This is a genomic window from Stenotrophomonas sp. S39 (genome assembly GCF_016624665.1).
Lineage (GTDB): Bacteria > Pseudomonadota > Gammaproteobacteria > Xanthomonadales > Xanthomonadaceae > Stenotrophomonas.
Window position 1 is genome coordinate 1 of sequence record NZ_JACVTT010000083.1, and the last position, 21,625, is coordinate 21,625.

The window sequence follows — 21,625 nt, forward strand, 5'->3', positions numbered from 1 at the left end:
AATGGGAGGTACTTGCCGCGCCCCCCAGCAAACCCCCCCTCCCGGCCAAACCCGCATAACCAGCACACCCACACCCACACCCACCGCGGAGGGGGCCCAGCCCGTTGGCCGACATCCCCGACCTCCACGCTGGCGTTAACGCGAACCATGGCATGCTCGGCAGCCAGTCCACCCGGAACTCCCGCCATGCGCCTGTTCACCCGCGTCCTGCCCCTGCTGCTGCTGGCCTCACTGCTCTCCGGCTGCGGCTACAACGCCATCCAGCAGAAGGATGAAGCGGTCAAGGCCAGCTGGTCCGAAGTGCTCAACCAGTACAAGCGCCGCGCCGACCTGGTGCCCAACCTGGTGCAGACCGTCAAAGGCTTCGCCAGCCAGGAAGAGCGCGTGCTGACCGAAGTCACCAACGCCCGCTCGCGGGTTGGCCAGATCAACGTCAACGCTGACGATGAAGCTTCGCTCAAGCAGTTCCAGCAGGCCCAGGGCGAACTCGGCAGCGCGCTGTCGCGGCTGCTGGTGGTCTCCGAGAACTACCCGGTGCTGAAGTCCGATGCCAACTTCCGCGATCTGCAGGCCCAGCTGGAAGGCACCGAGAACCGCATCACCGTCGCCCGCGGCCGGTACATCCAGCAGGTGCAGGACTACAACACCTACATCCGCTCGTTCCCGCAGCTGGTCACCGCGAAGATCTTCGGCTACCAGCCCAAGCCCAACTTCAGCGTCGACAACGAGGCGCAGATCTCCAACGCGCCGGCGGTCGATTTCGGCAACGCGCCGCAGCAGCCGGCACCGCAGCCGGCGCACTGAGTCATGCGCCTGGCCACCGCGCTGCTGCTGGCGCTCCTGCTGTGGCTGCCGCTGGCGTCGCAGGCGCAGCAGCTGGCGCCGATTCCCGCGCTCGATTCGCCGGTGGTCGACACCACCGGCACCCTCGATGCCACGCAGAAGCAGGCGCTGGTGCAGCAGGCGCTGGCGCTGCAGCAGCGCAAGGGCAGCCAGCTGCAGGTGCTGGTGGTGCCCAGCACGCAGCCGGAGGACATCGCCCAGTACACCACCCGCGTCTTCGACCAGTGGCAGATCGGCCGCAAGGGCGTGGATGACGGTGTGCTGCTGGTGGTGGCCAAGGACGATCGCCGCGTTCGCATCGAACCGGGCTACGGCCTGGAAGGCGCCATTCCCGATGCCATCGCCAACCGGGTCATCCAGGAATACCTGGTGCCGCGCTTCCGCAGCGGCGATTACGCTGGCGGCATCACCGATGCGACGGCCGTGCTGGTCAAGCTGGTCGACGGCGAGCCGCTGCCGGCGCCGGTCAGTGGCCATCGTGGCCGCGAGCCGGGTGGTGGCGGCGATACCTGGATCCTGGCGCTGTTCATCGGCGTGTTCGCCGGCAGCATCCTGCGTGGGGTGTTCTCACGGGTGCCACGCCCGCTGCGCGGCCTGCTGGGCGGCGGTGGCGCGGCGCCTCGGGGGGCTGGTGATGATCCGGCGCCTGTGTCGCCATCTCCTGGCACCCTCGGTGCGGCGTGCGTTCCCGCCGGGCACCCTGCAGGCCATCACCGAGGCCATCGCCACCGGCGAGGCCCGCCACGGTGGCCAGGTGATGTTCGCGGTGGAGGCGGACCTGCCGCTGCCCGCGCTGTGGCGGGGCGTGACCCCGCGGCAGGCGGCCGAGCAGGCCTTCGCCCAGCTGCGCACCTGGGATACCCACCACAACAACGGCGTGCTGATCTACCTGCTGCTGGCCGACCACGCCATCGAGATCGTGGCCGACCGCGGCCTGCATGGCCGGGTCAGCCCGGCGCAGTGGCAGCGGATCTGCACCCATCTGCGCGAGGGCCTGCGCGGGTCCAACCCGGTCGAGGCGCTGCGCAGCGCCATCGACGAGGTCTCCGCGCTGGTGGAGGGGCACTTTCCGGCCGCCACGCGGTCCGATGATGACGGCCTGCCCGACACCCCGCAGATCCTGGGTTGAGCCTTAAAATACCCGTACTCCCGCAAGGCAGCTTCCATGATCTATTTCCACGACATCGACCCCATCGCCCTTTCGCTGGGGCCGATCAAGGTGCACTGGTACGGCATCATGTACCTGCTGGGCTTCACTGCAGCCTGGCTGCTGGGCCGCAAGCGCATCGCCGAAGGCCGCCTGCCGGGCGTCGATGCCAACGGGTTCTCCGACCTGCTGTTCTACGCGATGCTCGGCGTGGTCCTGGGCGGGCGCATCGGCTACATGCTGTTCTATGCGCTGGGCGATTTCCTGCACAACCCGCTGCTGCTGTTCAAGGTGTGGGACGGCGGCATGAGCTTCCACGGCGGCCTGCTGGGCGTCATCGCGGCCTGCTGGTGGTGGTCGCGCAAGCACGCGCTGCACTTCTTCGACACCATGGATTTCATGGCCCCGCTGGTGCCGCTGGGCCTGGGCTTCGGCCGCATCGGCAACTTCATCGGCGCCGAGCTGTGGGGCAAGTACACCGATGGCAGCTGGGGCGTGGTGTTCCCGTCCGGCCTGCCGGCACCGCTGAACCAGCTCGACACCGCCACCCTGCAGGCGCAGTTCGCCACCGGCGCACTGAACCCGTACGCCCGCCATCCGTCGCAGCTGTATGAAGCGTTCCTGGAAGGCCTGGTGATGTTCGTGGTGCTGTGGGTGGTATCGGCCAAGCCGCGCCACCGCTACCTGATCGGTGGCCTGTTCGCGCTGCTGTACGGCATCTTCCGCTTTGCGGTGGAGTTCGTGCGCATGCCGGACAACGGCATCTACATGGCCTTCGGCTGGCTGACCAAGGGCCAGATCCTGTGCGTGCCGCTCATCGCCTTCGGCCTGGTGCTGCTGGCCCTCTCGCGCCGCGCACCGGTGCTGCAGCCGCAGCCGCTGGTGGCCGCGGAGGGCAAGGCATGAAGGCCTACCTGGACCTGCTCTCGCATGTGCTTGAGCACGGTGCGGAGAAGAGTGACCGCACCGGTACCGGTACCCGCAGCGTGTTCGGCTGGCAGATGCGCTTCGACCTCAACGAAGGCTTCCCGCTGGTCACCACCAAGAAACTGCACCTGCGCTCGATCATCCACGAGCTGCTGTGGTTCCTGAAGGGCGATACCAACATCGGCTACCTGAAGGACAACCAGGTGCGCATCTGGGACGAGTGGGCCGACGAGAACGGCGACCTCGGCCCGGTCTACGGCAAGCAGTGGCGCAGCTGGGCCACCGCCGATGGCCGTGAAATCGACCAGATGCAGTGGCTGGTGGACGAGATCAAGCGCAACCCCGATTCGCGCCGGCTGGTGGTCAGCGCCTGGAACGTGGGCGAGCTTTCGCAGATGGCGCTGATGCCGTGCCACAACCTGTTCCAGTTCTACGTGGTCGACGGCAAGCTCAGCTGCCAGCTGTACCAGCGCAGCGGTGACATCTTCCTGGGCGTGCCGTTCAACATCGCCAGCTACGCGCTGCTGACCCACATGGTGGCGCAGGCCACCGGCCTGGGCGTGGGCGACTTCGTGCACACCCTGGGCGATGCGCACCTGTATTCGAACCACTACGAGCAGGCGCGCGAGCAGTTGTCGCGTGAACCGCGCGCGCTGCCGAAGCTGTGGCTGAACCCGGAGGTGACCGATCTGTTCGGCTTCCAGTTCGACGACATCCGCATCGATGGTTACGACCCGCACCCGGCCATCAAGGCCCCGGTGGCGGTGTGAGTGCAATGAAACTCTCGATGATCGTGGCACTGGACCGCAATCGTGGCATCGGCCAGGGCAACGCCATGCCCTGGCACCTGCCGGACGACTTCAAGCACTTCAAGGCGCTCACCCTGGGCAAACCGATCCTGATGGGGCGCAGGACCGCCGAGTCGATCGGCCGGGTGCTGCCGGGGCGGACCAACCTGGTACTGACCCGCAGCGGCCAGGTGCCGTTCGAGGGCATGCGCGCGGTCGCCTCGCTGGATGAAGCAAGGGCCATTGCGGAGGGCGAGGGTGCCAGCGAGCTGTGCATCATCGGCGGCGGCGAGATCTTCCGCCAGCTGCTGGACCAGGCCAGCGATCTGTACCTCACCTGGGTGGATGCCGAGGTGCCCGCCGACACCCATTTCCCCGAGGTGGATCCGGGCATCTGGCAGGAAACCAGCAGTGAGCCGCATCCGGCTGATGCGCGCCACGCCTACGCGTTCCGGTTCGTGCACTACGTGCGTCGCTGACCCAGGGTAGAGTCGACCGTTGGTCGACTGCTCCTCCATCAGATCGCGGAAAACCCCGCGCGGCGCGCGCGAGTCGACTGACAGTCGACTCTACCCGTACAGGCCTCAGCCCTGCGGCGGCGAGCTGTTGCCGTTGCCACCACCACCGCCACGACGACGGCGACGACGCGGGCCACGGCTGGCAGCCGGTGCTGCGGCCGCTTCCTTGTCCTTGTCCTTGTCCTGCGCAGCCGCGGCCGGCCGCTCATGCGCCGGTCGTGCCGGCGGGCGTGCATTGGCCACCGGTGCCGGCACATCACGGCCGGGCACCTGCACCACGCGCAGTTCATCGGTATCGAGCTGGATGGCGGTGAGCTTGCCGCCCCACACCGCACCGGTGTCGATGGCGTGCACGCCCTGGGTGATGGTCAGGCCCAGCGCCGACCAGTGGCCACAGACCACCTTCAGGTCGCGCTCGACCCGGCCCGGCACTTCGAACCAGGGGTACAGCCCCTGTTCCTGGGTGCCCGGCGTGCCCTTGTCCTCGATGCCGATGCGCCCGCGCGGGGTGCAGTAGCGCATGCGGGTGAGCACGTTGATGATCGCGCGCGAGCGGTCGTAGCCGGACAGGTTCGGTGCCCAGCTCGGCTTGTCGCCATACATGTTGCGGAACAGCTTGCGGTAGCCGGCGCCATGCAGCTGCACTTCCACCTCGGCGGCGTGCTTCTCTGCCATCTGCGTGGTCCACTTCGGCGCCAGGCCGGCATGCACCATCATCCAGCCCAGCTCGCGGTCCACGTGCACCAGCTTCTGCAGGCGCAGCCAGTCCAGCAGTTCGTCGCGGTCCTCGGCCTGCACGATGCGCAGCAGGTCCGGGTTGACCTTGCGCTGCTCTTCTTCGGTGCGTGCACCGACAGCCAGCAGCGAAAGATCATGGTTGCCCAGCACCACCACGCTGTGCTCGCGCAGCGAATGCACCAGGCGCAGGGTCTCCAGCGACTGCCCGCCGCGGTTCACCAGGTCGCCACAGAACCACAGGGTGTCCTGCGCCGGGTCGAAGCGGATTTTTTCCAGCAGTCGCTGGGTAACGTCGTAGCAGCCCTGCAGGTCGCCGATCGCCCATACACTCATCGTCCGGCCTCCGTGTCAGTGCAGGGTACGCGGCACGGCCAGCACGAAAGGTGCGACCGGCGCGGCGAATTCGGTGCCGTCATCGGCAACCATGTCGTAGTGACCCTGCATGGTCCCGTGGTCGGTCCCGAGCATGACACCGGAGGTGTAACGGAAGTCTTCACCCGGGCGCAGGCGCGGCTGTTCGCCGATCACCCCATCGCCATCGACATGCTCGACGCGACCGTTGGCATCGGTGATGCGCCAGTGGCGGGCGACCAGACGTGCGGCAACGCGCCCCTGGTTGTGGATGCGGATCGTGTAGGCGAACGCATACCGGCCGTCTTCCGGCGCGGATTGATCGTCGAGGAAACGCGGAGCAACCTCGACAGTAATGGCGTAAACGTCAGCGTCTTCCATACCGGCAGTGTAATCAGGTGGCATTGGCCAAAGCGATGAATTCAGCCACATCCAGCTGTTCGGCACGGGCATCGGGGCGCACGCCGGCGGCCACGAACTGCTCGGCCGTCACGACGTTGTTGAGCGCATTGCGCAGGGTCTTGCGGCGTTGGCCGAAGGCGGCCTTGACCACCTCGGCAAAGCGCTTGTGGTCGGCGATGGTGATGCTGGCCGGATCGCGCGGCACCAGCCGCACCACGGCCGAATCGACCTTCGGCGGCGGCCGGAACGCGCCCGGCGGCACCACGAACAGCGAGGTGACCTGGCAGTAGGCCTGCAGCATCACGCTGAGGCGGCCATAGACCTTGCTGCCCGGGCCGGCGGCCATGCGGTCCACCACTTCCTTCTGCAGCATGAAGTGCATGTCGCGGACGACCGCGGCGTGCTCCAGCGCGTGGAACAGGATGGGCGAGGAGATGTTGTAGGGCAGGTTGCCGACCAGGCGGATCGGCTTGCCGGCGGCCAGCGCGGTGAAATCCACGCGCAGCACGTCGCCCTGGACGATGGTCAGATCGCCCAGCGGTTCGGCGGCGGCGGTCAGCGGCGCGATCAGGTCGCGGTCGAACTCGATCACCGTCAGCTTCGGATGAACGCGCAGCAGGGGCAGGGTGATCGCGCCCTGGCCGGGGCCGATCTCGACCAGGCGGTCACCGTCCTTGGGATTGACCGCCATCACGATCTTGTCGATGTAGTGGCGGTCGGCCAGGAAATGCTGGCCAAGCTGCTTCTTGGCCGGGGCGGTGAACACCGGGCCGGAGGGGGAATGCGGGGAATTCATGCGCTCAGTGTACGTTGCCGGGCCAGCCGCGCACACAGCGCCGTTGCGGCCTGCAGGCTGGAGGGGTCGGCGATGCCACGTCCGGCCAGCTCCAGCGCCGTGCCGTGGTCGACGGCCACGCGCGGGTAGGGCAGGCCCAGGGTCAGGTTCACGGCCTGTTCGAAGCCGGAATACTTCAGCACCGGCAGGCCCTGGTCGTGGTACATGGCCAGCACGGTGTCGAAACCGGCCAGCTTGGCCGGCAGGAAGGCGGTATCGGCCGGCAGCGGCCCGACCAGGTCCATGCCCTCCGCGCGCAGGCGCTGCAGCAGGGGAATGACCAGGTCCAGTTCCTCGCGGCCGAGGTGGCCGTCTTCGCCGGCATGCGGGTTCAGGCCGAGCACGGCGATGCGGGGCGCCGGCAGGCCGAACTCGCGGCGCAGCGCGGCATGCACGGTGCGCAGGGTGTGTTCCAGGCTGGGCGCGGTGATGGCATCGGCCACCTCGCGCAACGGCAGGTGGGTGGTGGCCAGGGCCACGCGCACGATGTCGTTGGCCAGCATCATCACCACCTTCACCCCGGCCTGGTCGGCCAGCAGTTCGGTGGTGCCGCTGTAGGCAATACCGCCCTGGTTGATGACCGCCTTGTGCACCGGGCCGGTGACCACGCCATGCAGCTCGCCGGAGAGGCAGGCCTGGCCGGCGGCCAGCAACGCGCCGATCACCGCGCCCGCATTGGCGGGGTGGGTCTGGCCGAAATGGCTGGGGGTGGCATTGGCCAGCGGACGCAGGCGCAGATCGCCCGGCAGGCGGGCCTCGGCATCCTCGGGCAGCAGCTGCAGGGGCAGCTTCAGCGCGGCCGCGGCCGCGCGCAGGGTATCCGGGTCGGCGAAGGCCAGCAGCCGGCAATCATCACGCGGCTGCTGGACAAGGCGGACGCACAGTTCCGGGCCGATCCCCGCCGGCTCGCCCGGTACCAGAGCGAGCTCGGGGCGCATCGGTCAGGGCTGCTGCGGCGTGGTGGTGTTTTCCGCGCGGTCGCCACTGCGGAAGCTGACGTAGGCTTCGCCACGCAGTTCCTGCAGGAAACGGTTGTACTCGTCTTCCAGCTTGCGGCGGCCGATGGTCTCGCGGACCTGGGCACGCTGGTTGTCGCTGGTCACGTCGGTCTGGCGCGTGGCAACGCGCTGCACGATATGCCAGCCGGCATCGGTACGGAACGGCTGGCTGACGCCGCCATCCTGGATGCCCTCGACCTGCTGGCCGAACGCCGGACCGAAGGCATCGGCCGGGAACCAGCCCAGATCGCCGCCCTGACCCTTGCTGTTGGCGTCTTCCGAGGATTCCTTGGCAACGGCCTGGAAATCGGCACCACCGGCAATGCGGGCACGCAGGGTATCGATCTTGGCCTTGGCGGCCGCGTCGGTCTGGTTGTCGTCCACGCGCACCAGGATGTGGCGGCCGTGGTACTCGGTCACGGTGTGGTTGCCGGCGGCGGCGTTGGCATCACGCACTTCCACCACCTTCAGCAGCTGGAAGCCGCTCGGGCCGCGGATCGGGCCGACCACGTCGCCGGGCTTCATCTGCTCCATCATCTGGGCGAATGCAGCCGGGATTTCATCCAGGGTACGCCAGCCCAGGTCGCCGCCTTCCAGCGCGTTGGGGCTGTCGGAATAGCGCACGGCGGCAGCGTTGAAGTCCAGCTCGCCCTTGTCCAGCAGCGCCTTCACGCCGTCGGCCTTCTTCTGGCCGGTGGCGATCTGCTCGGCAGTGGCGCCGTCGGGCAGGGCCACCAGGATGTGTGCCAGGTGGTACTGGTTGCCGGCGGTGGCCTGCTGCTTCAGGGCAGCATCGACCTCGCCCTCGCTGACGCTGATGCGGCTCTGCGCAAAGCTCTGGCGCAGGCGCTGCACGGTGATCTCGTCACGCACCGAAGAGCGGAAATCGGCGAAATCGATGCCGTCGCTGGCCAGGCGCTGACGCAGGGCGTCCAGGTTGGAACCGTTCTGCTGGGCGATCGAGTTCATCGCCTGGTTCAGTTCCTGGTCGCTGATGCGGATGCCGCTGCCCTGGGCGCGGGCGACCTGCAGCTTGACCAGCACCAGGCGCTCGAGGACCTGGCGGCTGAGCACGTCATCGGGCGGCAGCTGGTTCTCGCGGCCGGCGTACTGGGCCTTGATGTTGATGATCGCGCGCTGCAGTTCACTCTGCAGGACCACGTCCTCATCGACGATGGCTGCAATGCGGTCCAGCGGCTGAGCCTCCTGGGCGATGACCTGGAGGGGGGCGGACACGCTGGACACGGCCAGCAGCGAAGCGAGTAGGACGGGGAAGCTCTTGGTCATGGGATCTGGTTTGGATCGTAGTCGTCCCGGGTCGCCCCGGTGTTGCTGGGCGGCACGAGATAGAGGTCGTCGCGGTTGTAGCCGAGGATAGCACGGCGCAGAGTGCGGTCCGTGTCCTGGCCCAGCGAGCTCAGGCCCTTGAGCACGAACTCGAGCTGGATGGAATTGTTCAGTTCACCTTCGCGGTTGCGCACGTAGCGGCGGGCCACGGCGCGGACCGCCAGGCAGCAGCTGTCCCACTGCACGCCACCGATGATTTCCAGCGGCTTGCTGTCCTGGATGGAGTAGTAATAGCGGCCCACCAGGCTCCAGCGCTCGTTCAGCGGGTACAGGAACGACAGGTCGGCCTGTTCCAGCAGGGTGCGCTGTTCCTTGGTGGCGTTGGCCGCCGCACCGGCGTTGATGCGGTAGCGGTAGCTCAGGTTGACCACGCCGTCGTTCGGCATCAGGTAGCGGGCACGGACGCTGGCCAGATCCTCGCGCTTGTACTTGGGGTCCCACTGATAGGTGGCGCCCAGGGTCCAGCGGTCGTTGATCATGTAGTTCGAATCGGCGATCCAGGCCGACTTGCCCTTTTCCACCGGGGCGCCGCCCGGGGTCACGGTCACCCGCGACTCGTCGAAGTACTGGATCTGGCCGATCGAGGCCGAGAAGCGTTCCCTGCCCGTGGTCTGGTCGATGAAGCGGGTGCTCAGCGCCACGGTCAGCTGGTTGGCGTCGTTCTGGCGGTCGGCGCCGGTATAGCGCGAGTCGCGGAACAGCTGGCCCCAGCTGAAGGTGAAGTCACGGGTATCGAAGATCGGCAGGTCGTCCTGGTTGCGGTAGGGCGTGCGCAGGTAGAACAGGCGCGGCTCCAGGGTCTGCAGGAAGGACTTGCCGCCGATCGTGGTGTCACGGTCGAAGAACAGGCCGGCGTCGAGGCTGGCGATCGGCAGGGCGCGGGTCGGCGAGGTGTTGCCGCGCAGCTGATCGGCGCTCAGCGTGCTCGTATCGACGTTCTGCGAGGTCAGCACGTTGCTGCGGATGCTGTCGGCCAGGCCGCGGTCAAGCTGGTAGGCGGTGTAGCGGTAGGCCAGCGTCGGGGTGACGTACCAGGCCGCGCCGCTGATCGGGAACGACACGTACGGCTTGACGTCCAGGCGCGAACCGCCGTACACCCGCTGGGTCAGACCGTTGCGTTTGTACTGCAGGTCTTCGCCGGCGCTGGCGTCGTACTTGAAGTTGACGTCGTCATGGGTGAAGCGCACGGCCTCGGAGTAGACGCCGGTCTCCAGCCACGGCAGCAGCGACTTGTCCCAGTTGAAGTACAGCCGCGGCTGGCGGTTGTAGGCCAGGGCGCGCTCGTCCAGCGTGTAATCGGTCAGCTGCCAGCGGTCGGCCATGATGCCGGCGGTCCAGTCCTTGCCGGTGCCGTACAGGCCGATGGTGCTCTGCAGGTTGGACGCGGTCACGCCGACCAGGCGGTTGGCGAAGTCCTCGACATAGCGCTCGTCACTGACCCAGGCCAGGTTGGCGCGTGCCTGCCAGTGGCTGTCCACGTTGTGGTAACCGTTGAACATCACCCGGCCGCGGTCGCGGTCGCGCAGCTCGTCGTTGGGCATGTAGGCGGTCAGCAGCTCGCCGCGGCCGCCGTTGTAGAGGTAGCGGAACTCGTTGTCGAGCATCAGGCCGCGCCGGCTCATGTAGCGCGGCGTCAGCGTGTCGTCGTAGTTCGGCGCCAGGTTCAGGTAGATCGGCTGGGCGTAGTCGAAGCCGTTGCGGCCGGACATGCCCAGCTGCGGGAACAGCAGGCCGGTCTTGCGGCGGTCGTCGATCGGGAACTTGAAGTACGGCGCCCACAGCACCGGCACCTTGCCGATGCGCAGCACGGCATTGCGCGCGGTACCGAAGCCTTCGTCGTTGTCCACTTCGATTTCCGGCGCCGACAGCTTCCACACCGGCTGCGAGGGATCGCAGGTGGTGTAAGTCGAACGGTGCATCTGGCCGACGGCGCCCTGCAGGTCGACCGATTCGGCATCGCCGTTGCCACGGCGCGACACCAGCTGGTACTGGATGTCGGTGATCTTGTGGGTGTCGCTTTCCTGGTTGCCTTCGGCACGCTTGGCGATCATGCGGATCGACGCGTCCTGGTAGCGGACATTGCCGTCGGCGATGTAGTTGCCGCTCTCGGTGTCGAAGCTGAGCTTGTCGGTACCGACGAACTGGTCGCCACGGCGCAGCGCCACGTTGCCCTGGTACTGCGGCACGGTGGTGGTGCCCAGCAGCTGGTCACCCTCGATGTCGGTGGGCTGCTGCTCGCGCTCGGCGCTGGCGGCGGCCTTGTCCTGCCCGGGCACCGGGGTGGGGGCATCGGTGAAGGCGGGAATGACCTCGGTTGCCGGGCACAGGCCCCAGTTGAGCGGCTTGTCATCGGCCATCGCGGGAAGGCAGACGGCGATGCTCAGGGGCAGGGGAAGCAGGCGGAGGGCTCGGCGCACGCGGTTCGGATTCGGGCGAAAACGGACGGTAGATTGCCCCATCCGCTGCATAGGGGCAATGAAGGCGCCCCCCTGCTGGCGGTTCGGGTTCATCCAGCCCGTGGTCCGGCGGCCCCGTCCAGCAGGGCCTGGACATGGGCCACGGTGCATTCGGACAGGGCCTGCAGGTCGTAGCCGCCCTCGAGCATGGATACCACCCGGCCGGCTGCATGGCGGCGGGCCAGCGCGTGCAGTTCGGCGGTGACCCAGGCGAAATCGTCGGTTTCCAGCATCAGGTCGGCCTGCGGGTCGCGCAGGTGCGCGTCGAAGCCGGCCGAGACCAGCAGCAGCTGCGGGCGGAAATCGTCGATGGCCGGCAGCATCTCGTCGGCCCAGACGTTGCGGAAGCGGAAACCGCCACTGCCCGGCGGCAGCAGGATGTTCATCAGGTTGCCGGCGCCACGGTCGCGGCGCAGGCCCGAATTGGGGAACAGCCCGGCCTGGTGGGTGCTGTAGTACGACACCCGGGCGTCGTGCTGGAAGATGTCCTGGGTGCCGTTGCCGTGGTGGACGTCGAAGTCCACCACCGCGATGCGTTCCAGCCCGTGCCGGTCGCGGGCGTAGGCGGCGGCCACGGCGATGTTGTTGAGCAGGCAGAAGCCCATCGCCGTACTGCTGGTGGCGTGGTGGCCGGGCGGGCGCACCGCGCAGAAGGCCAAGGGGTCATCGCCCAGCATCACCGCATCGACCGCGGCAACGCCGGCGCCGGCGGCGTGCACGGCGGCACTGGCCGAGCCGGGCGAGGTCCAGGTGTCCATGTCCAGCTGGCGCAGCGGCGTGGTCTGCGGCTGCAGCACGAAGTCGAGCAGGGCGCTGTCGTGTACCCGGCTCAGTTCACCGAACTTGGCGGGCGGTGCCTGCCGCCATTCCAGCTGGCCGGGGAAGGCCTGGTGCAGGGCATCGAGCACCATCTGCAGCCGCTGCGGGCATTCGGGATGGCCGGGGCCGGGATCGTGCAGCAGGCAGGAGGGGTGGGTATAGACCAGCATCGGGGATCAGCGCTGCCGGTGCTGCGGCTGCCACAGGGCCTCGCCGTGGCCGTCGGCGCGGGCCAGCACCCGCGACAGCACGAACAGCAGGTCCGACAGCCGGTTGAGGTATTGCAGCGCCTCGCTGCGCACGCTTTCCACCCGCGCCAGGGCGACGGTCTCACGCTCGGCACGGCGCACGATGGTGCGCGCCAGGTGGCAGCGCGCGGCCGCTTCGCCGCCGGCCGGCAGGATGAATTCCTTCAGCATCGGCAGGTCGGCGTTGTAGTGGTCCAGCTGCTGTTCCAGCGCCGAGATGTCGGCGGCATGGATGGCGGCGTGGCCGGGCACGCAGAGTTCGGCGCCCAGGTCGAACAACTGGTGCTGCAGATGGACCACCAGCGCGCGCACGTCGTCGGGGAGCGCGGCGGCCAGCAGCAGGCCGAGCGCGGCGTTGGCTTCATCCACCGTGCCGTACGAGGCCACGCGCAGGTCGTCCTTGCCGACCCGGCTGCCATCGCCGAGGCCGGTGCTGCCGTCATCGCCGGTGCGGGTGTAGATGCGCGAAAGACGGTGGCCCATGCGATCGCTCAGTGGTGGATGTCGCGGCGGGCCTGCTGCAGCTTCAGCACCTGCTCGACCGCCAGCTGCAGGGCCGCGGCCAGCGCCACGTAGAGGGCGGTGGTGCGCAGGTAGGGGCCGAACCACTGTGCGTAGTTCTGCGCCCAGCCGGCCACGGTCGGCTCGGCCACGTTGCGGGTGGTCCAGTAGAAGCCACCCTGCGCCAGCAGGTGGCACAGCGCCACCGAGGCCACCAGCAGCAGCACGCCCTTGCCCAGCGTCGACCAGTGCGCGCCGTGGTAGTTGCGGCCCAGCAGCAGGCCACCGGCCCACAGCGAGAAGTACGCCGGCAGCAGCAGCCAGTAACCGGGCGACACGCAGTAGTGCTGCCAGAAATCCAGCCCGCTGCTGCGGATCACGATCCAGTCCACCAGTACGGCAAAGACCATCAGCAGCGGGAACGCCCAGCGCGTCCAGCGCGCCAGGTAGAAACCACCGATGAAGAACACCGCCCACGACGCATCGGGGATGGCTGCGAAGTGGTTGACCCGGGTCGCCGCCAGCAACAGCACAAGCACGGAAAGGACGAAGGCGCGGTTGGCGGTGTCGGACATGGCAGCGGGCCCGGAGCGGATTCAGCTTTCATTCTAGCCCGCTGCGCGGGTCGGCGCAGGGTTCGGCAGCGAGCGCGTATCATTGGCTCATGAGTGAACGACATGACGTGCTGATCGTCGGTGGCGGCCTGGTGGGAGCCAGCCTGGCCATCGCCCTGGACCGGCTGGGCCTGGACGTGGGCCTGCTCGAGGCCAGCCCGGCCGGCGAGCTGCCGGCGGTGTTCGACCAGCGCAACCTCAGTTTCGCCGCCGCCACCGTCAACGCGTTGACCGCGCTGGGGGTGATGCAGAAGCTGGCGATGGCGCCCGGCCCGATCCGGCGCATCCATGTCAGCCGGGCCGGCGATTTCGGCCGCGTGCAGCTCGATGCGGCCGATTACGACCGGCCCTGGTTCGGCCAGGTGGTGGTGGCGCGCGATTTCGGCCAGGCGCTGGAAGCGCGCCTGCAGGAACTGCCGCGCCTGCACCGTTACCGGCCGATGCGCTTCCTTGGCCTGGGCGAGGTGGCCGACGGCCATCGCCAGGTGCGCGTGGCCGACGAGAGCGGCGAGCGCGTCCTGCAGGCACGGCTGGTGGTCGGCGCCGATGGCACCGCCAGTGGCGTGCGCGGCGCGCTGGGCATCGAGGTCGACCGCCATGACTTCCAGCAGACCCTGTTCGTCGCACGCGTGCGCAGCCAACGCGCGCCCGATGGCAGTGCCTGGGAGCGTTTCACCGACACCGGGCCGACGGCCCTGCTGCCGCGCGGCGACCGTCATTTCGGCTGCGTGCACGGCGTGGCCCGCGACCAGGCCGAGGCGGTGATGGCGCTGGACGATGCGGCCTGGCTGCAGCGCCTGCAGAACGCGCTCGGCTGGCGTGCCGGCCGCCTGCTTGAATCAGGCCCGCGCAGTGCCTACCCGCTCATCCAGGTGCTGGCGCGCGCGCTGGCCGGACAGCGCACGGTGCTGCTGGGCAATGCGGCGCAGACCATCCATCCGCTGGGGGCGCAGGGCTTCAACCTGGGCCTGCGTGATGCGCTGACCCTGGCCGAGCTGCTGGAAGACGGCGCCGCCGATGCCGGCAGCGATGCCCTGCTGCAGGCCTACGTGGCCCGCCGCGAGGAGGACCGCCGGCAGACGGTGGCGTTCTCCGGTGGCCTGGCGCGGTTGACCAGCAACCCGGCGCCGCTGCTGCGGCCGCTGCGCAGCCTGGGCCTGGTGGCGGCCCAGCGTGCCTCGGTGCAGTCGATGCTGGTCGGCGGTGCGATGGGCTTCCGCGGTGATGTACCGCGCCTGTGCCGTGGGGAGGCCGCATGAGCCGCCGCATGCGCCTGGACGTGGCCATCGTCGGCGGTGGCGTGGTCGGTGCCGCCTGTGCGCTGGCGCTGGCCGATGCCGGCCTGTCGGTCGCTCTGGTCGAAGGCCGCGAGCCGCCGCCGTGGCAGGCCGCGCAGCCGGACCTGCGCGTGTTCGCCTTCGCGGCCGACAACGTACAGCTGCTGCAGCGCCTCGGCGTGTGGCCATCGATCGCCCAGGCCCGTGCCTGGCCGTACCGGCGCATGCAGGTGTGGGATGCGGCCGGTGGCGAGGACCTGCTGTTCGATGCCGATCGCTTCGGCCGTCGCGAGCTGGGCTACATCGTCGAGAACGGACTGCTGCAGGACCGCCTGTGGGCGGCGCTGCCGGCAGCCGGCGTGCAGCTGCACTGCCCGGCGCGGGTGGAAGCGCTGGAGCAGGACGACGAGGGCGTGCGCCTGCGCCTGGACGATGGCCGTCGCCTGGATGCCGCACTGGCGGTGGCTGCCGATGGCGCCGAATCGACCCTGCGCCAGCTGGCCGGGATCGAGGTCGAGCGCCACGACTACCACCAGCGTGGCGTGGTGGCCTATGTGGACAGCGAGCTGCCGAACCAGGCCACGGCCTGGCAGCGCTTCCTGCCGGGCGGGCCGCTGGCCCTGCTGCCGGTGGCCGAGCGCCGCAGCTCGATTGTCTGGACCCTGCCCGAGGACGAGGCTGCACGCGTGCTGGCGCTGGACGAAGCGGCCTTCAACCGTGAACTGACCCGCGCCTTCGCCGCGCGCCTGGGTGAGCTGCGCCTGGCCTCGCCGCGTGCAGCGTTCCCGCTGCGACGTCAGCTGGCCCGCCACTACGTGGCCGGCCGCGTGCTGGCGCTGGGCGATGCTGCCCACGTGGTGCATCCGCTGGCCGGGCAGGGCGTGAACCTGGGGCTGCGCGACGTCGCCGCCCTGCAGCAGTGGCTGGCGCCGTCGGCCGAGCGCCGTGGCCAGCCGCGCCTGTCGCCGCAGCGCCTGCAGCGCTGGGCACGCGAGCGTCGCAGTGACAATCACATCGCCGCCTACAGCTTCGATGCGATCAACCGCCTGTTCTCCAACGACGAGATGCACCTGACCCTGGCCCGCGGCCGCGCGCTGGGCTGCGTCGGCAAGTGGCCGCCGCTGGTGCAGGCATTCTGGAAGCGCGCCGCCGGCGTGTAAGCGGGTAGCGCCGGGCCATGCCCGGCGAGCGCGCCGCGCGGTTCACGGATGCCGCCGGGCGTGGCCCGGCGCTACCCCTGTAGATCCACGCCATGCGTGGATGGACATTTGGAATCAAGTCAGTAGATCCACGCCATGCGTGGATGAACATCGCGAAGGCGGATCAGTCGATCAGCCAGCCGGCCAGGTCGGTGCGGTCCAGCTTGCTGCGGTGTTTCACATCCAGCGAATTGAATTCATCGGCCAGCGCGGGGTTGGCCTGCGCTTCTTCGCGGCTGATGAAGCCATCGCCGTCGACGTCCAGTGCGGCGAAGTGGATGCGGTACTGGCCGACCACGCTGGCCGGGCTGACCGAGCGCACGGTCACCGGCGTTTCGCCCAGCGGCACGGCGATGTCGACGCTGCCGGTGACGCGGCCACTGGCCAGCGACTGCTGGCGTACCACGCCGCTGTCGTCGCGCAGCGGCGCACTCTGTGCCGGCGGAGGCAGGGCCACCTGCGCCGATGCAACGGCCGGCAGCAGGGCCATCAGGAGTGGAATCAGTCGAAAGTGCATGCGGGCGTGTTCCTGGTAGCGCCGGGCCATGCCCGGCGGACGTCGTGTCTCAGCGCAGCGGCGAGGCCAGTACGGTGATCTCTTCGCGGTCGTGGTAGAGCTGCTTGGCACGCACCACCAGCGGCTTGCCGGCCTGCTCCTGGAACAGGTCCAGACACAGGCGGGTTTCGTCCCAGCGCTTCTTCATCGGCAGCTTCAGGTTGAAGATCGCGTGCCTGCACCAGCCTTCACGGAACCAGGTGGCCATGCGTTCGGCCACGCGCCGCGGCTGCTCGACCATGTCGCAGACCATCCAGTCCAACGGCTGGTCCGGGTGCCAGTGGAAACCATCGGCACGCAGGTGCTCGACCAGGCCGGTGTCCAGCACGTGCTGGCGCAGCGGGCCGTTGTCGATGCTCAGCACGTGCATGTGCTGGCGGGTCAGCACCCAGGTCCAGCCACCCGGTGCGGCACCGAGGTCGGCGGCACGCATGCCGGGCTTTGCCAGTGCCTCGCGTTCTTCCGGGGTCAGCAGGGTCAGCAGCGCTTCGTCCAGCTTCAGCGCCGAGCGCGAGGGCGCTTCGGGCAGCAGCTTCAGGCGCGGAATGCCCAGTGCCCACGGTGCGCTGTCGGCCGGGTCGGCCACGCAGACGAAGGCATGGGTACCGTCGACGAACACCACGTGCAGGCGCGGCAGGCGCGCATTGGGCTTGTCGGTCAGCTTGCCGGCCTTGCGCAGCGCCGGGCGCAGCGCATTGCCGAAGGCGCGGGCCAGCCCCGAAAGCGGCTTGCCGGCATCCGAATCGGGGTGCTCCACCCACAGGTCGCCGAAGCGCGGCGCATCGGCCAGCACCTCCAGCATCGGGGTGATGCGGTCAGCCGGATCCAGCTGCGGCAGTTCGGCCAGCACCACCAGCTTCTGCCGGGCGAAGATCAGTTCGCGCCAGCGCAGGCGCGGTGCCAGCGCAGCGGCTTCGTCGCACATGAACAGCACGTAGCCATCATTGCGCTGGGTGCGCGAATAGCCCGCGAAACCGGCTTCACCGGCGCGGAACTGCAGTTCGCCGGCCAGTTCGGGCTCGAAGCCCTGGCGGCACAGGCACAGCAGGCCGATGCCGGCCTCAGTAACGGGCGCCATCACTCTCTCCATAGGCGCGCAGCACGCTGCGGGCGTCATCACGGTTCAGGCCCTGCACGACTTCGATGCCGCGCTTGTTGAGCTCGCCGACCCAGTCTGCGGGCAGCGGGCCTTCATCAAATGGGGTCAGTGCTTCCACATCGGCCGAACTGGCGCCGATCAGCAGGCGGTCGATGCCGGCCCACACGGTGGCGCCGTAGCACTGGCAGCACGGCTGCGAGCTGGTGGCCAGGGTGATCGGCGACAGCACGGCGTTCAGGCGCGGGGTCTGCAGGCGCTGCTGGGCCAGCATGTAGGCCATGTTCTCGGCATGCGCCAGCGAGGTCGCATGCGGCATCACCCGGTTCACGCCGGCGGCGATCACCTTGTCTTCCGGCCCGAACACCACCGCGCCGAACGGGCCACCGCTGGCGTGTTCGATGTTCAGCCGCGACAGCGCGATGGCCAGCGCGACCTTGGCCTCATCGCCGGGATAGCGACGATCCAGGTCGATCTGGTCGTGGATCCAGGCGGGAAGGGTCAGGTGGACTTGCGCGTACAGCATCGCGGGGGTGCCTCGTGTGGAAGGGAAGAGGTGCAGCAGGTTCGGTAACCGGCGCGCAGTGTAGCGGCAGCCGGGTGCACCGCGGGTGTCTGCTCAGTCGTCCAGGTCGGTGCGGACCACCACGTACTGCTTGCGGAACTCCAGCCCGGCCTGCGGCCAGCGTGCGGCGTAGGCGCGCAGCAGGGGCAGGGCGGCGGGGAAGTCATGGCCGTTCACCCGGCAATCGGCCTCGCACTGGCCGTCCGCATCGCGCGAGGCGAACAGGCGGATGCCGAGGAACTGGCGGGTCTTCAGCAGGTCGTTGAAGGCGTCCACGCTCTGGGTGAACAGGCAGCAGGGGCACGAGCCATGGTCGTCCTCGCTGCAGGCAGCGGCGTCGTTGGCCGGTTCGCTGCGGTAGTGCGCCAGCGGGCCCAGCACCACCGCGCGCGCCAGCGGCGTCCCCGTTTCCTCGGCGCCGTAGCGCAGGGTCAGCATCTGCAGTTCCGGCGCGTCGTCGGCGCCGATGGCGGCCTGCAGGGCCGGGAGGTCCACCCGCGCCCAGTTCTCGAAGCCAGACAAGGTTGCCTCTTCCGGGCCTTCGCCGACGGCGTGCTGATATTCGAACAGGCCATCGGCGAACAGCGCCGGATGGCGCGCCTCGATCACCGAGGAGATCTGCCAGCCGCCGTTGTCGCGCGGATCGGCACCTATCGCGTGCGGGCTCAGGCGCAAACCGCTGTCCAGCACCAGTTCGTGGCCATCGACGGTACAGGCGATGTCACGGCCCAGCAGGACCTGGTGCAGCAGCGGCAGGAGGGGAGACGCGGTCGTGGTCATCGGTGCACCTGGTTTGCAGGGTGGGGCGCAGCCGCCGGGCGGGGCCGGCGTTACAGAGCGTCGAGTTCGGCGCGATACCGCCGTGCGTCGGATTGCTGCTGCGGATCGTTGCCATGGTCGCGCAGCCAGGTTTCCAGCTCGCGGCGATAGTCCGCGCGGAAATCGGCATTGCCCGGGCTGAAATGCAGCTTGCGTGCCGCCACGTCCACCCGTTCGCGCGCACGTGCGCGGGCCTGGGCGATGCCGTGCGGTGATTCGTTGGTGAGGATGACGAAGTTGCGCGGGAAACCCGGCGTGTACTTCACCACGAACGGCTGGTCGCGCGCCGGGATGCGGATGGTGTTTTCCAGCGGCCACAGCGAGGCGGTGTTGGTATGGAACACCACCTCCACATCGCGGCCCTCGGCGGTGTGCAGCACCGCTTCATAGCGCCAGATGTACTGCTCGTTGAGCGTGGAGCTGGTTTCCTCGGCCTGGACGATCACCGCTTCACCGCGCTCGCCCACCGCATTGAGGAAGGTGGCGTTGAGGAAGCTGCCGAGGAAGACATTGAGCATCGCCAGCGGGAACACCACGATGGCGTAGCCGAATGAGCGCCGCCACCACGAGACCAGTACGGCCAGCACCATCGCTGCGAAGAACGTCAGCAGCGGATGCTGCGAGATGAACCAGAGCAGGGCGGAGAGGGCGGTGATCATGTCCGGCAGTGTGCGGGCGCCTTCCCGGCGCCCGCGCAGGTCCTCAGGCCGACCAGGTGTCGCGCAGGGTCACGCTGCGGTTGAACACCGGCTTGGCCTCGGTGTGGTCGCGGCGGTCGGCGACGAAGTAGCCGGTGCGCTCGAACTGGAACGACTGCTCCGGGGTGGCGCTGGCCGCGGCCGGCTCGACATAGCCGGTGACGGTGCGGCGCGATTCCGGGTTGAGGTAGTCGCGGTAGGTCTTGCCCTCCGACTCGTCGTCCGGGTTCGGTACCGAGAACAGGCGGTCGTACAGGCGGATCTCGGCCGGCACGCCGTGCACGGCGCTGACCCAGTGGATGGTGCCCTTGACCTTGCGGTTGGCGCCTTCCATGCCCGGGCGCGATTCCGGATCCAGCCAGCCGCGCAGCTCGGTGATGGTGCCATCGGCATCCTTGACCACTTCATCGCAGCGGATGATGCCGGCACCACGCAGGCGCACTTCGCCACCCGGCACCAGGCGCTTCCAGCCCTTGGGCGGCACTTCGGCGAAGTCTTCGCGGTCGATCCACAGCTCGCGGGCGAACGGCACCTGGCGGCTGCCGAAGCTTTCGTCCTTGGGGTGGTTGCTGAAGGTCAGCTGTTCTTCGTGGCCTTCATCCAGGTTGGTCAGCACCAGCTTCACCGGATCGATGACCGCCATGCGGCGCGCGGCGGCGCTGTCCAGGTCTTCGCGCAGCGCGCCTTCCAGCACGCTGAAGTCGATCAGCGAATTCTGCTTGCTGATGCCCACGCGTTCGGCGAACAGGCGCATCGCGGCCGGGGTGTAGCCACGGCGGCGCAGGCCCTGCAGGGTCGGCATGCGCGGGTCTTCCCAGCCGTCCACCAGCTGCTCGGTGACCAGCGCCATCAGCTTGCGCTTGCTCATCACCGTGTAGTTGATGTTCAGGCGCGAGAACTCGATCTGGCGCGGCTTGGCGGCTTCGCGCGGCAGGCCGGCGTCGACCAGCGGCTGGGTCAGCGCATCGTCATGGGCGAAATCGACGTTGTCCACGCACCAGTCGTACAGCGGGCGGTGGTCTTCGAATTCCAGCGTGCACAGCGAGTGGGTGATGCCTTCGATCGAATCGCCCAGCGCATGGGCGAAGTCGTACATCGGGTAGATCGGCCACGCGTTGCCGGTGTTCTGGTGCTCGACGTGCTTGATGCGGTACAGGGCCGGATCGCGCAGGTTGATGTTGCCGCTGGCCATGTCGATCTTGGCGCGTACGGTGCGCGCGCCATCGGGGAATTCACCGGCGCGCATGCGGCGGAACAGGTCCAGGTTTTCCTCGACGCTGCGGTCGCGCCACGGCGACGGACGGCCCGGCTCGGTGAGGGTGCCGCGGTAGGCGCGCACTTCCTCGGCCGACAGGTCGCAGACGTAGGCCTTGCCCTGCTCGATCAGCTTCTCGGCGGCCAGGTAATAGGTCTGGAAGTAATCCGAGGCGTGGCGCAGCTCGTTCCAGGTGAAGCCCAGCCAGCGCACGTCATCCTGGATGGCGGCCACGTACTCGGGGTCTTCCTTGGCCGGGTTGGTGTCATCGAAGCGCAGGTTGCAGACACCACTGAACTCACCGGCCAGGCCGAAGTTCAGGCAGATCGACTTGGCGTGGCCGATGTGCAGGTAGCCGTTCGGCTCGGGCGGGAAGCGGGTCTTGATCGCCTGGTGCTTACCGCTGGCCAGGTCCTCGCGCACGATCTGGCGGATGAAATCGCGCTTCTCGTGGCTGTCGGCGGGGGTCTCGGGGCTGGCGGGGGTGTGCTCGGACATGAGTCGGCGAAAGAGAAAGGCAGAAAGACCAACAGTTTAGCGCGTCAGGGGCGGGGCTGCCGGGTGGCGTCTGCGGTTGCCGGGCCCCCCCCCCCCCCCCCCGGAGGGGGGGGGGTGGTGCCGGCCCCCC

General features: G+C 68.7%; 21 protein-coding genes and 2 pseudogenes. 8 read left to right on the forward strand and 15 right to left on the reverse strand.

The window, feature by feature from the left end; translation table 11 throughout:
* The first annotated feature begins 186 nt into the window (after positions 1 to 186).
* From IAE41_RS17655 to IAE41_RS17680, 6 genes and pseudogenes are all read left to right on the forward strand, one after another.
* Entirely contained in the window at positions 187 to 804 is a 618-nt protein-coding gene (locus tag IAE41_RS17655) for a LemA family protein (protein WP_200734018.1), read from the forward strand.
* A gap of 3 nt (positions 805 to 807) precedes the next feature.
* Positions 808 to 1,458, forward strand: a pseudogene (locus tag IAE41_RS17660) (TPM domain-containing protein); the annotation flags it as partial.
* A gap of 19 nt (positions 1,459 to 1,477) precedes the next feature.
* Positions 1,478 to 1,972: a TPM domain-containing protein gene (locus tag IAE41_RS17665; protein WP_200734019.1), complete on the forward strand. Its 495-nt coding sequence runs from the start codon at positions 1,478 to 1,480 to the stop codon at positions 1,970 to 1,972.
* A gap of 36 nt (positions 1,973 to 2,008) precedes the next feature.
* Entirely contained in the window at positions 2,009 to 2,896 is an 888-nt protein-coding gene (gene lgt, locus IAE41_RS17670; RefSeq protein ID WP_200734020.1) for a prolipoprotein diacylglyceryl transferase, read from the forward strand.
* Entirely contained in the window at positions 2,893 to 3,687 is a 795-nt protein-coding gene (locus IAE41_RS17675; RefSeq protein WP_108758819.1) for a thymidylate synthase, read from the forward strand. Before lgt ends, IAE41_RS17675 begins: the two co-directional genes overlap by 4 nt.
* A gap of 5 nt (positions 3,688 to 3,692) precedes the next feature.
* On the forward strand, positions 3,693 to 4,184 hold the full coding sequence (locus IAE41_RS17680; RefSeq protein WP_200734021.1) for a dihydrofolate reductase: 492 nt from the start codon (positions 3,693 to 3,695) through the stop codon (positions 4,182 to 4,184).
* 105 nt (positions 4,185 to 4,289) lie between these two features.
* Here IAE41_RS17680 and IAE41_RS17685 read toward each other — a convergent pair whose 3' ends face one another.
* The 9 genes and pseudogenes from IAE41_RS17685 to IAE41_RS17725 form a co-directional block, all read right to left on the reverse strand.
* Positions 4,290 to 5,294: a symmetrical bis(5'-nucleosyl)-tetraphosphatase gene (locus tag IAE41_RS17685; RefSeq protein ID WP_200734022.1), complete on the reverse strand. Its 1,005-nt coding sequence runs from the start codon at positions 5,292 to 5,294 to the stop codon at positions 4,290 to 4,292.
* A gap of 15 nt (positions 5,295 to 5,309) precedes the next feature.
* The gene (apaG, locus tag IAE41_RS17690; RefSeq protein ID WP_079220685.1) at positions 5,310 to 5,693 is read right to left on the reverse strand and encodes a Co2+/Mg2+ efflux protein ApaG; all 384 of its coding nucleotides are present in this window, start codon (positions 5,691 to 5,693) and stop codon (positions 5,310 to 5,312) included.
* A 13-nt stretch (positions 5,694 to 5,706) separates the two neighbouring features.
* Positions 5,707 to 6,510 (reverse strand): 16S rRNA (adenine(1518)-N(6)/adenine(1519)-N(6))-dimethyltransferase RsmA, encoded by an 804-nt coding sequence (gene rsmA, locus IAE41_RS17695; protein ID WP_200734023.1) that lies wholly within the window; start codon positions 6,508 to 6,510, stop codon positions 5,707 to 5,709.
* Positions 6,507 to 7,487 (reverse strand): 4-hydroxythreonine-4-phosphate dehydrogenase PdxA, encoded by a 981-nt coding sequence (gene pdxA / locus IAE41_RS17700; protein WP_200734024.1) that lies wholly within the window; start codon positions 7,485 to 7,487, stop codon positions 6,507 to 6,509. The genes rsmA and pdxA overlap by 4 nt, the downstream gene beginning before the upstream one ends.
* Positions 7,488 to 7,514: 27 nt before the next feature.
* Positions 7,515 to 8,834: pseudogene (locus IAE41_RS17705) on the reverse strand (peptidylprolyl isomerase); the annotation flags it as partial.
* The gene (lptD, locus tag IAE41_RS17710; protein ID WP_200734026.1) at positions 8,831 to 11,311 is read right to left on the reverse strand and encodes an LPS-assembly protein LptD; all 2,481 of its coding nucleotides are present in this window, start codon (positions 11,309 to 11,311) and stop codon (positions 8,831 to 8,833) included. The gene lptD and the pseudogene IAE41_RS17705, both read right to left, overlap by 4 nt.
* 89 nt (positions 11,312 to 11,400) lie before the next feature.
* The gene (locus tag IAE41_RS17715; RefSeq protein WP_200734027.1) at positions 11,401 to 12,339 is read right to left on the reverse strand and encodes a histone deacetylase family protein; all 939 of its coding nucleotides are present in this window, start codon (positions 12,337 to 12,339) and stop codon (positions 11,401 to 11,403) included.
* 6 nt (positions 12,340 to 12,345) lie between these two features.
* Positions 12,346 to 12,900, reverse strand: coding sequence for a cob(I)yrinic acid a,c-diamide adenosyltransferase (locus IAE41_RS17720; protein ID WP_108758826.1), 555 nt, complete (start codon positions 12,898 to 12,900; stop codon positions 12,346 to 12,348).
* A gap of 8 nt (positions 12,901 to 12,908) precedes the next feature.
* Positions 12,909 to 13,493 (reverse strand): hypothetical protein, encoded by a 585-nt coding sequence (locus IAE41_RS17725; RefSeq protein ID WP_079220692.1) that lies wholly within the window; start codon positions 13,491 to 13,493, stop codon positions 12,909 to 12,911.
* Positions 13,494 to 13,582: 89 nt separating this feature from the next.
* On the opposite strand from IAE41_RS17725, the gene ubiH reads away from it, so the two are divergent.
* Both ubiH and IAE41_RS17735 read left to right on the forward strand, forming a co-directional pair.
* Complete coding sequence (ubiH, locus tag IAE41_RS17730) at positions 13,583 to 14,791, forward strand: 2-octaprenyl-6-methoxyphenyl hydroxylase (protein ID WP_200734028.1); 1,209 nt, start codon at positions 13,583 to 13,585, stop codon at positions 14,789 to 14,791.
* A complete protein-coding gene (locus IAE41_RS17735) occupies positions 14,788 to 15,969 on the forward strand; it encodes a UbiH/UbiF family hydroxylase (RefSeq protein ID WP_079220694.1) in 1,182 nt (393 codons plus the stop codon). The genes ubiH and IAE41_RS17735 overlap by 4 nt, the downstream gene beginning before the upstream one ends.
* A gap of 163 nt (positions 15,970 to 16,132) precedes the next feature.
* On the opposite strand, the gene IAE41_RS17740 is transcribed toward IAE41_RS17735, so the two are convergent.
* The 6 genes from IAE41_RS17740 to IAE41_RS17765 all read right to left on the reverse strand — a co-directional run bounded on the left by IAE41_RS17740 (position 16,133) and on the right by IAE41_RS17765 (position 21,495).
* Entirely contained in the window at positions 16,133 to 16,525 is a 393-nt protein-coding gene (locus tag IAE41_RS17740) for an EF-hand domain-containing protein (protein ID WP_200734029.1), read from the reverse strand.
* Positions 16,526 to 16,574: 49 nt separating this feature from the next.
* A complete protein-coding gene (gene rlmM, locus IAE41_RS17745) occupies positions 16,575 to 17,642 on the reverse strand; it encodes a 23S rRNA (cytidine(2498)-2'-O)-methyltransferase RlmM (protein WP_079220696.1) in 1,068 nt (355 codons plus the stop codon).
* Positions 17,626 to 18,186, reverse strand: a complete 561-nt coding sequence (locus IAE41_RS17750) for a nucleoside deaminase (protein WP_200734030.1) — start codon at positions 18,184 to 18,186, stop codon at positions 17,626 to 17,628. Before IAE41_RS17750 ends, rlmM begins: the two co-directional genes overlap by 17 nt.
* Positions 18,187 to 18,279: 93 nt before the next feature.
* Positions 18,280 to 19,005 carry a DUF6348 family protein gene (locus IAE41_RS17755; RefSeq protein WP_200734031.1) on the reverse strand — a complete coding sequence of 242 codons (726 nt, stop codon included), beginning with the start codon at positions 19,003 to 19,005 and terminating at the stop codon, positions 18,280 to 18,282.
* A gap of 50 nt (positions 19,006 to 19,055) precedes the next feature.
* Complete coding sequence (locus tag IAE41_RS17760) at positions 19,056 to 19,703, reverse strand: hypothetical protein (protein ID WP_200734032.1); 648 nt, start codon at positions 19,701 to 19,703, stop codon at positions 19,056 to 19,058.
* A gap of 43 nt (positions 19,704 to 19,746) precedes the next feature.
* On the reverse strand, positions 19,747 to 21,495 hold the full coding sequence (locus IAE41_RS17765) for a glutamine--tRNA ligase/YqeY domain fusion protein (protein WP_200734033.1): 1,749 nt from the start codon (positions 21,493 to 21,495) through the stop codon (positions 19,747 to 19,749).
* Positions 21,496 to 21,625 lie beyond the last annotated feature (130 nt).

Excerpts from the sequence above, each read along its gene's own strand:
- rlmM (WP_079220696.1), bottom strand. The coding sequence starts at position 17,642 with ATGGCGCCCGTTACTGAGGCCGGCATCGGCCTGCTGTGCCTGTGCCGC.
- IAE41_RS17685 (WP_200734022.1), bottom strand. The coding sequence starts at position 5,294 with ATGAGTGTATGGGCGATCGGCGACCTGCAGGGCTGCTACGACGTTACC.
- IAE41_RS17680 (WP_200734021.1), top strand. The coding sequence starts at position 3,693 with ATGAAACTCTCGATGATCGTGGCACTGGACCGCAATCGTGGCATCGGC.
- apaG (WP_079220685.1), bottom strand. The coding sequence starts at position 5,693 with ATGGAAGACGCTGACGTTTACGCCATTACTGTCGAGGTTGCTCCGCGT.
- IAE41_RS17675 (WP_108758819.1), top strand. The coding sequence starts at position 2,893 with ATGAAGGCCTACCTGGACCTGCTCTCGCATGTGCTTGAGCACGGTGCG.
- IAE41_RS17735 (WP_079220694.1), top strand. The coding sequence starts at position 14,788 with ATGAGCCGCCGCATGCGCCTGGACGTGGCCATCGTCGGCGGTGGCGTG.
- IAE41_RS17760 (WP_200734032.1), bottom strand. The coding sequence starts at position 19,703 with ATGATCACCGCCCTCTCCGCCCTGCTCTGGTTCATCTCGCAGCATCCG.
- rsmA (WP_200734023.1), bottom strand. The coding sequence starts at position 6,510 with ATGAATTCCCCGCATTCCCCCTCCGGCCCGGTGTTCACCGCCCCGGCC.
- pdxA (WP_200734024.1), bottom strand. The coding sequence starts at position 7,487 with ATGCGCCCCGAGCTCGCTCTGGTACCGGGCGAGCCGGCGGGGATCGGC.
- IAE41_RS17755 (WP_200734031.1), bottom strand. The coding sequence starts at position 19,005 with ATGACCACGACCGCGTCTCCCCTCCTGCCGCTGCTGCACCAGGTCCTG.
- IAE41_RS17720 (WP_108758826.1), bottom strand. The coding sequence starts at position 12,900 with ATGGGCCACCGTCTTTCGCGCATCTACACCCGCACCGGCGATGACGGC.
- IAE41_RS17750 (WP_200734030.1), bottom strand. The coding sequence starts at position 18,186 with ATGCTGTACGCGCAAGTCCACCTGACCCTTCCCGCCTGGATCCACGAC.
- IAE41_RS17665 (WP_200734019.1), top strand. The coding sequence starts at position 1,478 with ATGATCCGGCGCCTGTGTCGCCATCTCCTGGCACCCTCGGTGCGGCGT.
- IAE41_RS17715 (WP_200734027.1), bottom strand. The coding sequence starts at position 12,339 with ATGCTGGTCTATACCCACCCCTCCTGCCTGCTGCACGATCCCGGCCCC.
- ubiH (WP_200734028.1), top strand. The coding sequence starts at position 13,583 with ATGAGTGAACGACATGACGTGCTGATCGTCGGTGGCGGCCTGGTGGGA.
- IAE41_RS17725 (WP_079220692.1), bottom strand. The coding sequence starts at position 13,493 with ATGTCCGACACCGCCAACCGCGCCTTCGTCCTTTCCGTGCTTGTGCTG.
- lgt (WP_200734020.1), top strand. The coding sequence starts at position 2,009 with ATGATCTATTTCCACGACATCGACCCCATCGCCCTTTCGCTGGGGCCG.
- IAE41_RS17740 (WP_200734029.1), bottom strand. The coding sequence starts at position 16,525 with ATGCACTTTCGACTGATTCCACTCCTGATGGCCCTGCTGCCGGCCGTT.
- IAE41_RS17655 (WP_200734018.1), top strand. The coding sequence starts at position 187 with ATGCGCCTGTTCACCCGCGTCCTGCCCCTGCTGCTGCTGGCCTCACTG.
- IAE41_RS17765 (WP_200734033.1), bottom strand. The coding sequence starts at position 21,495 with ATGTCCGAGCACACCCCCGCCAGCCCCGAGACCCCCGCCGACAGCCAC.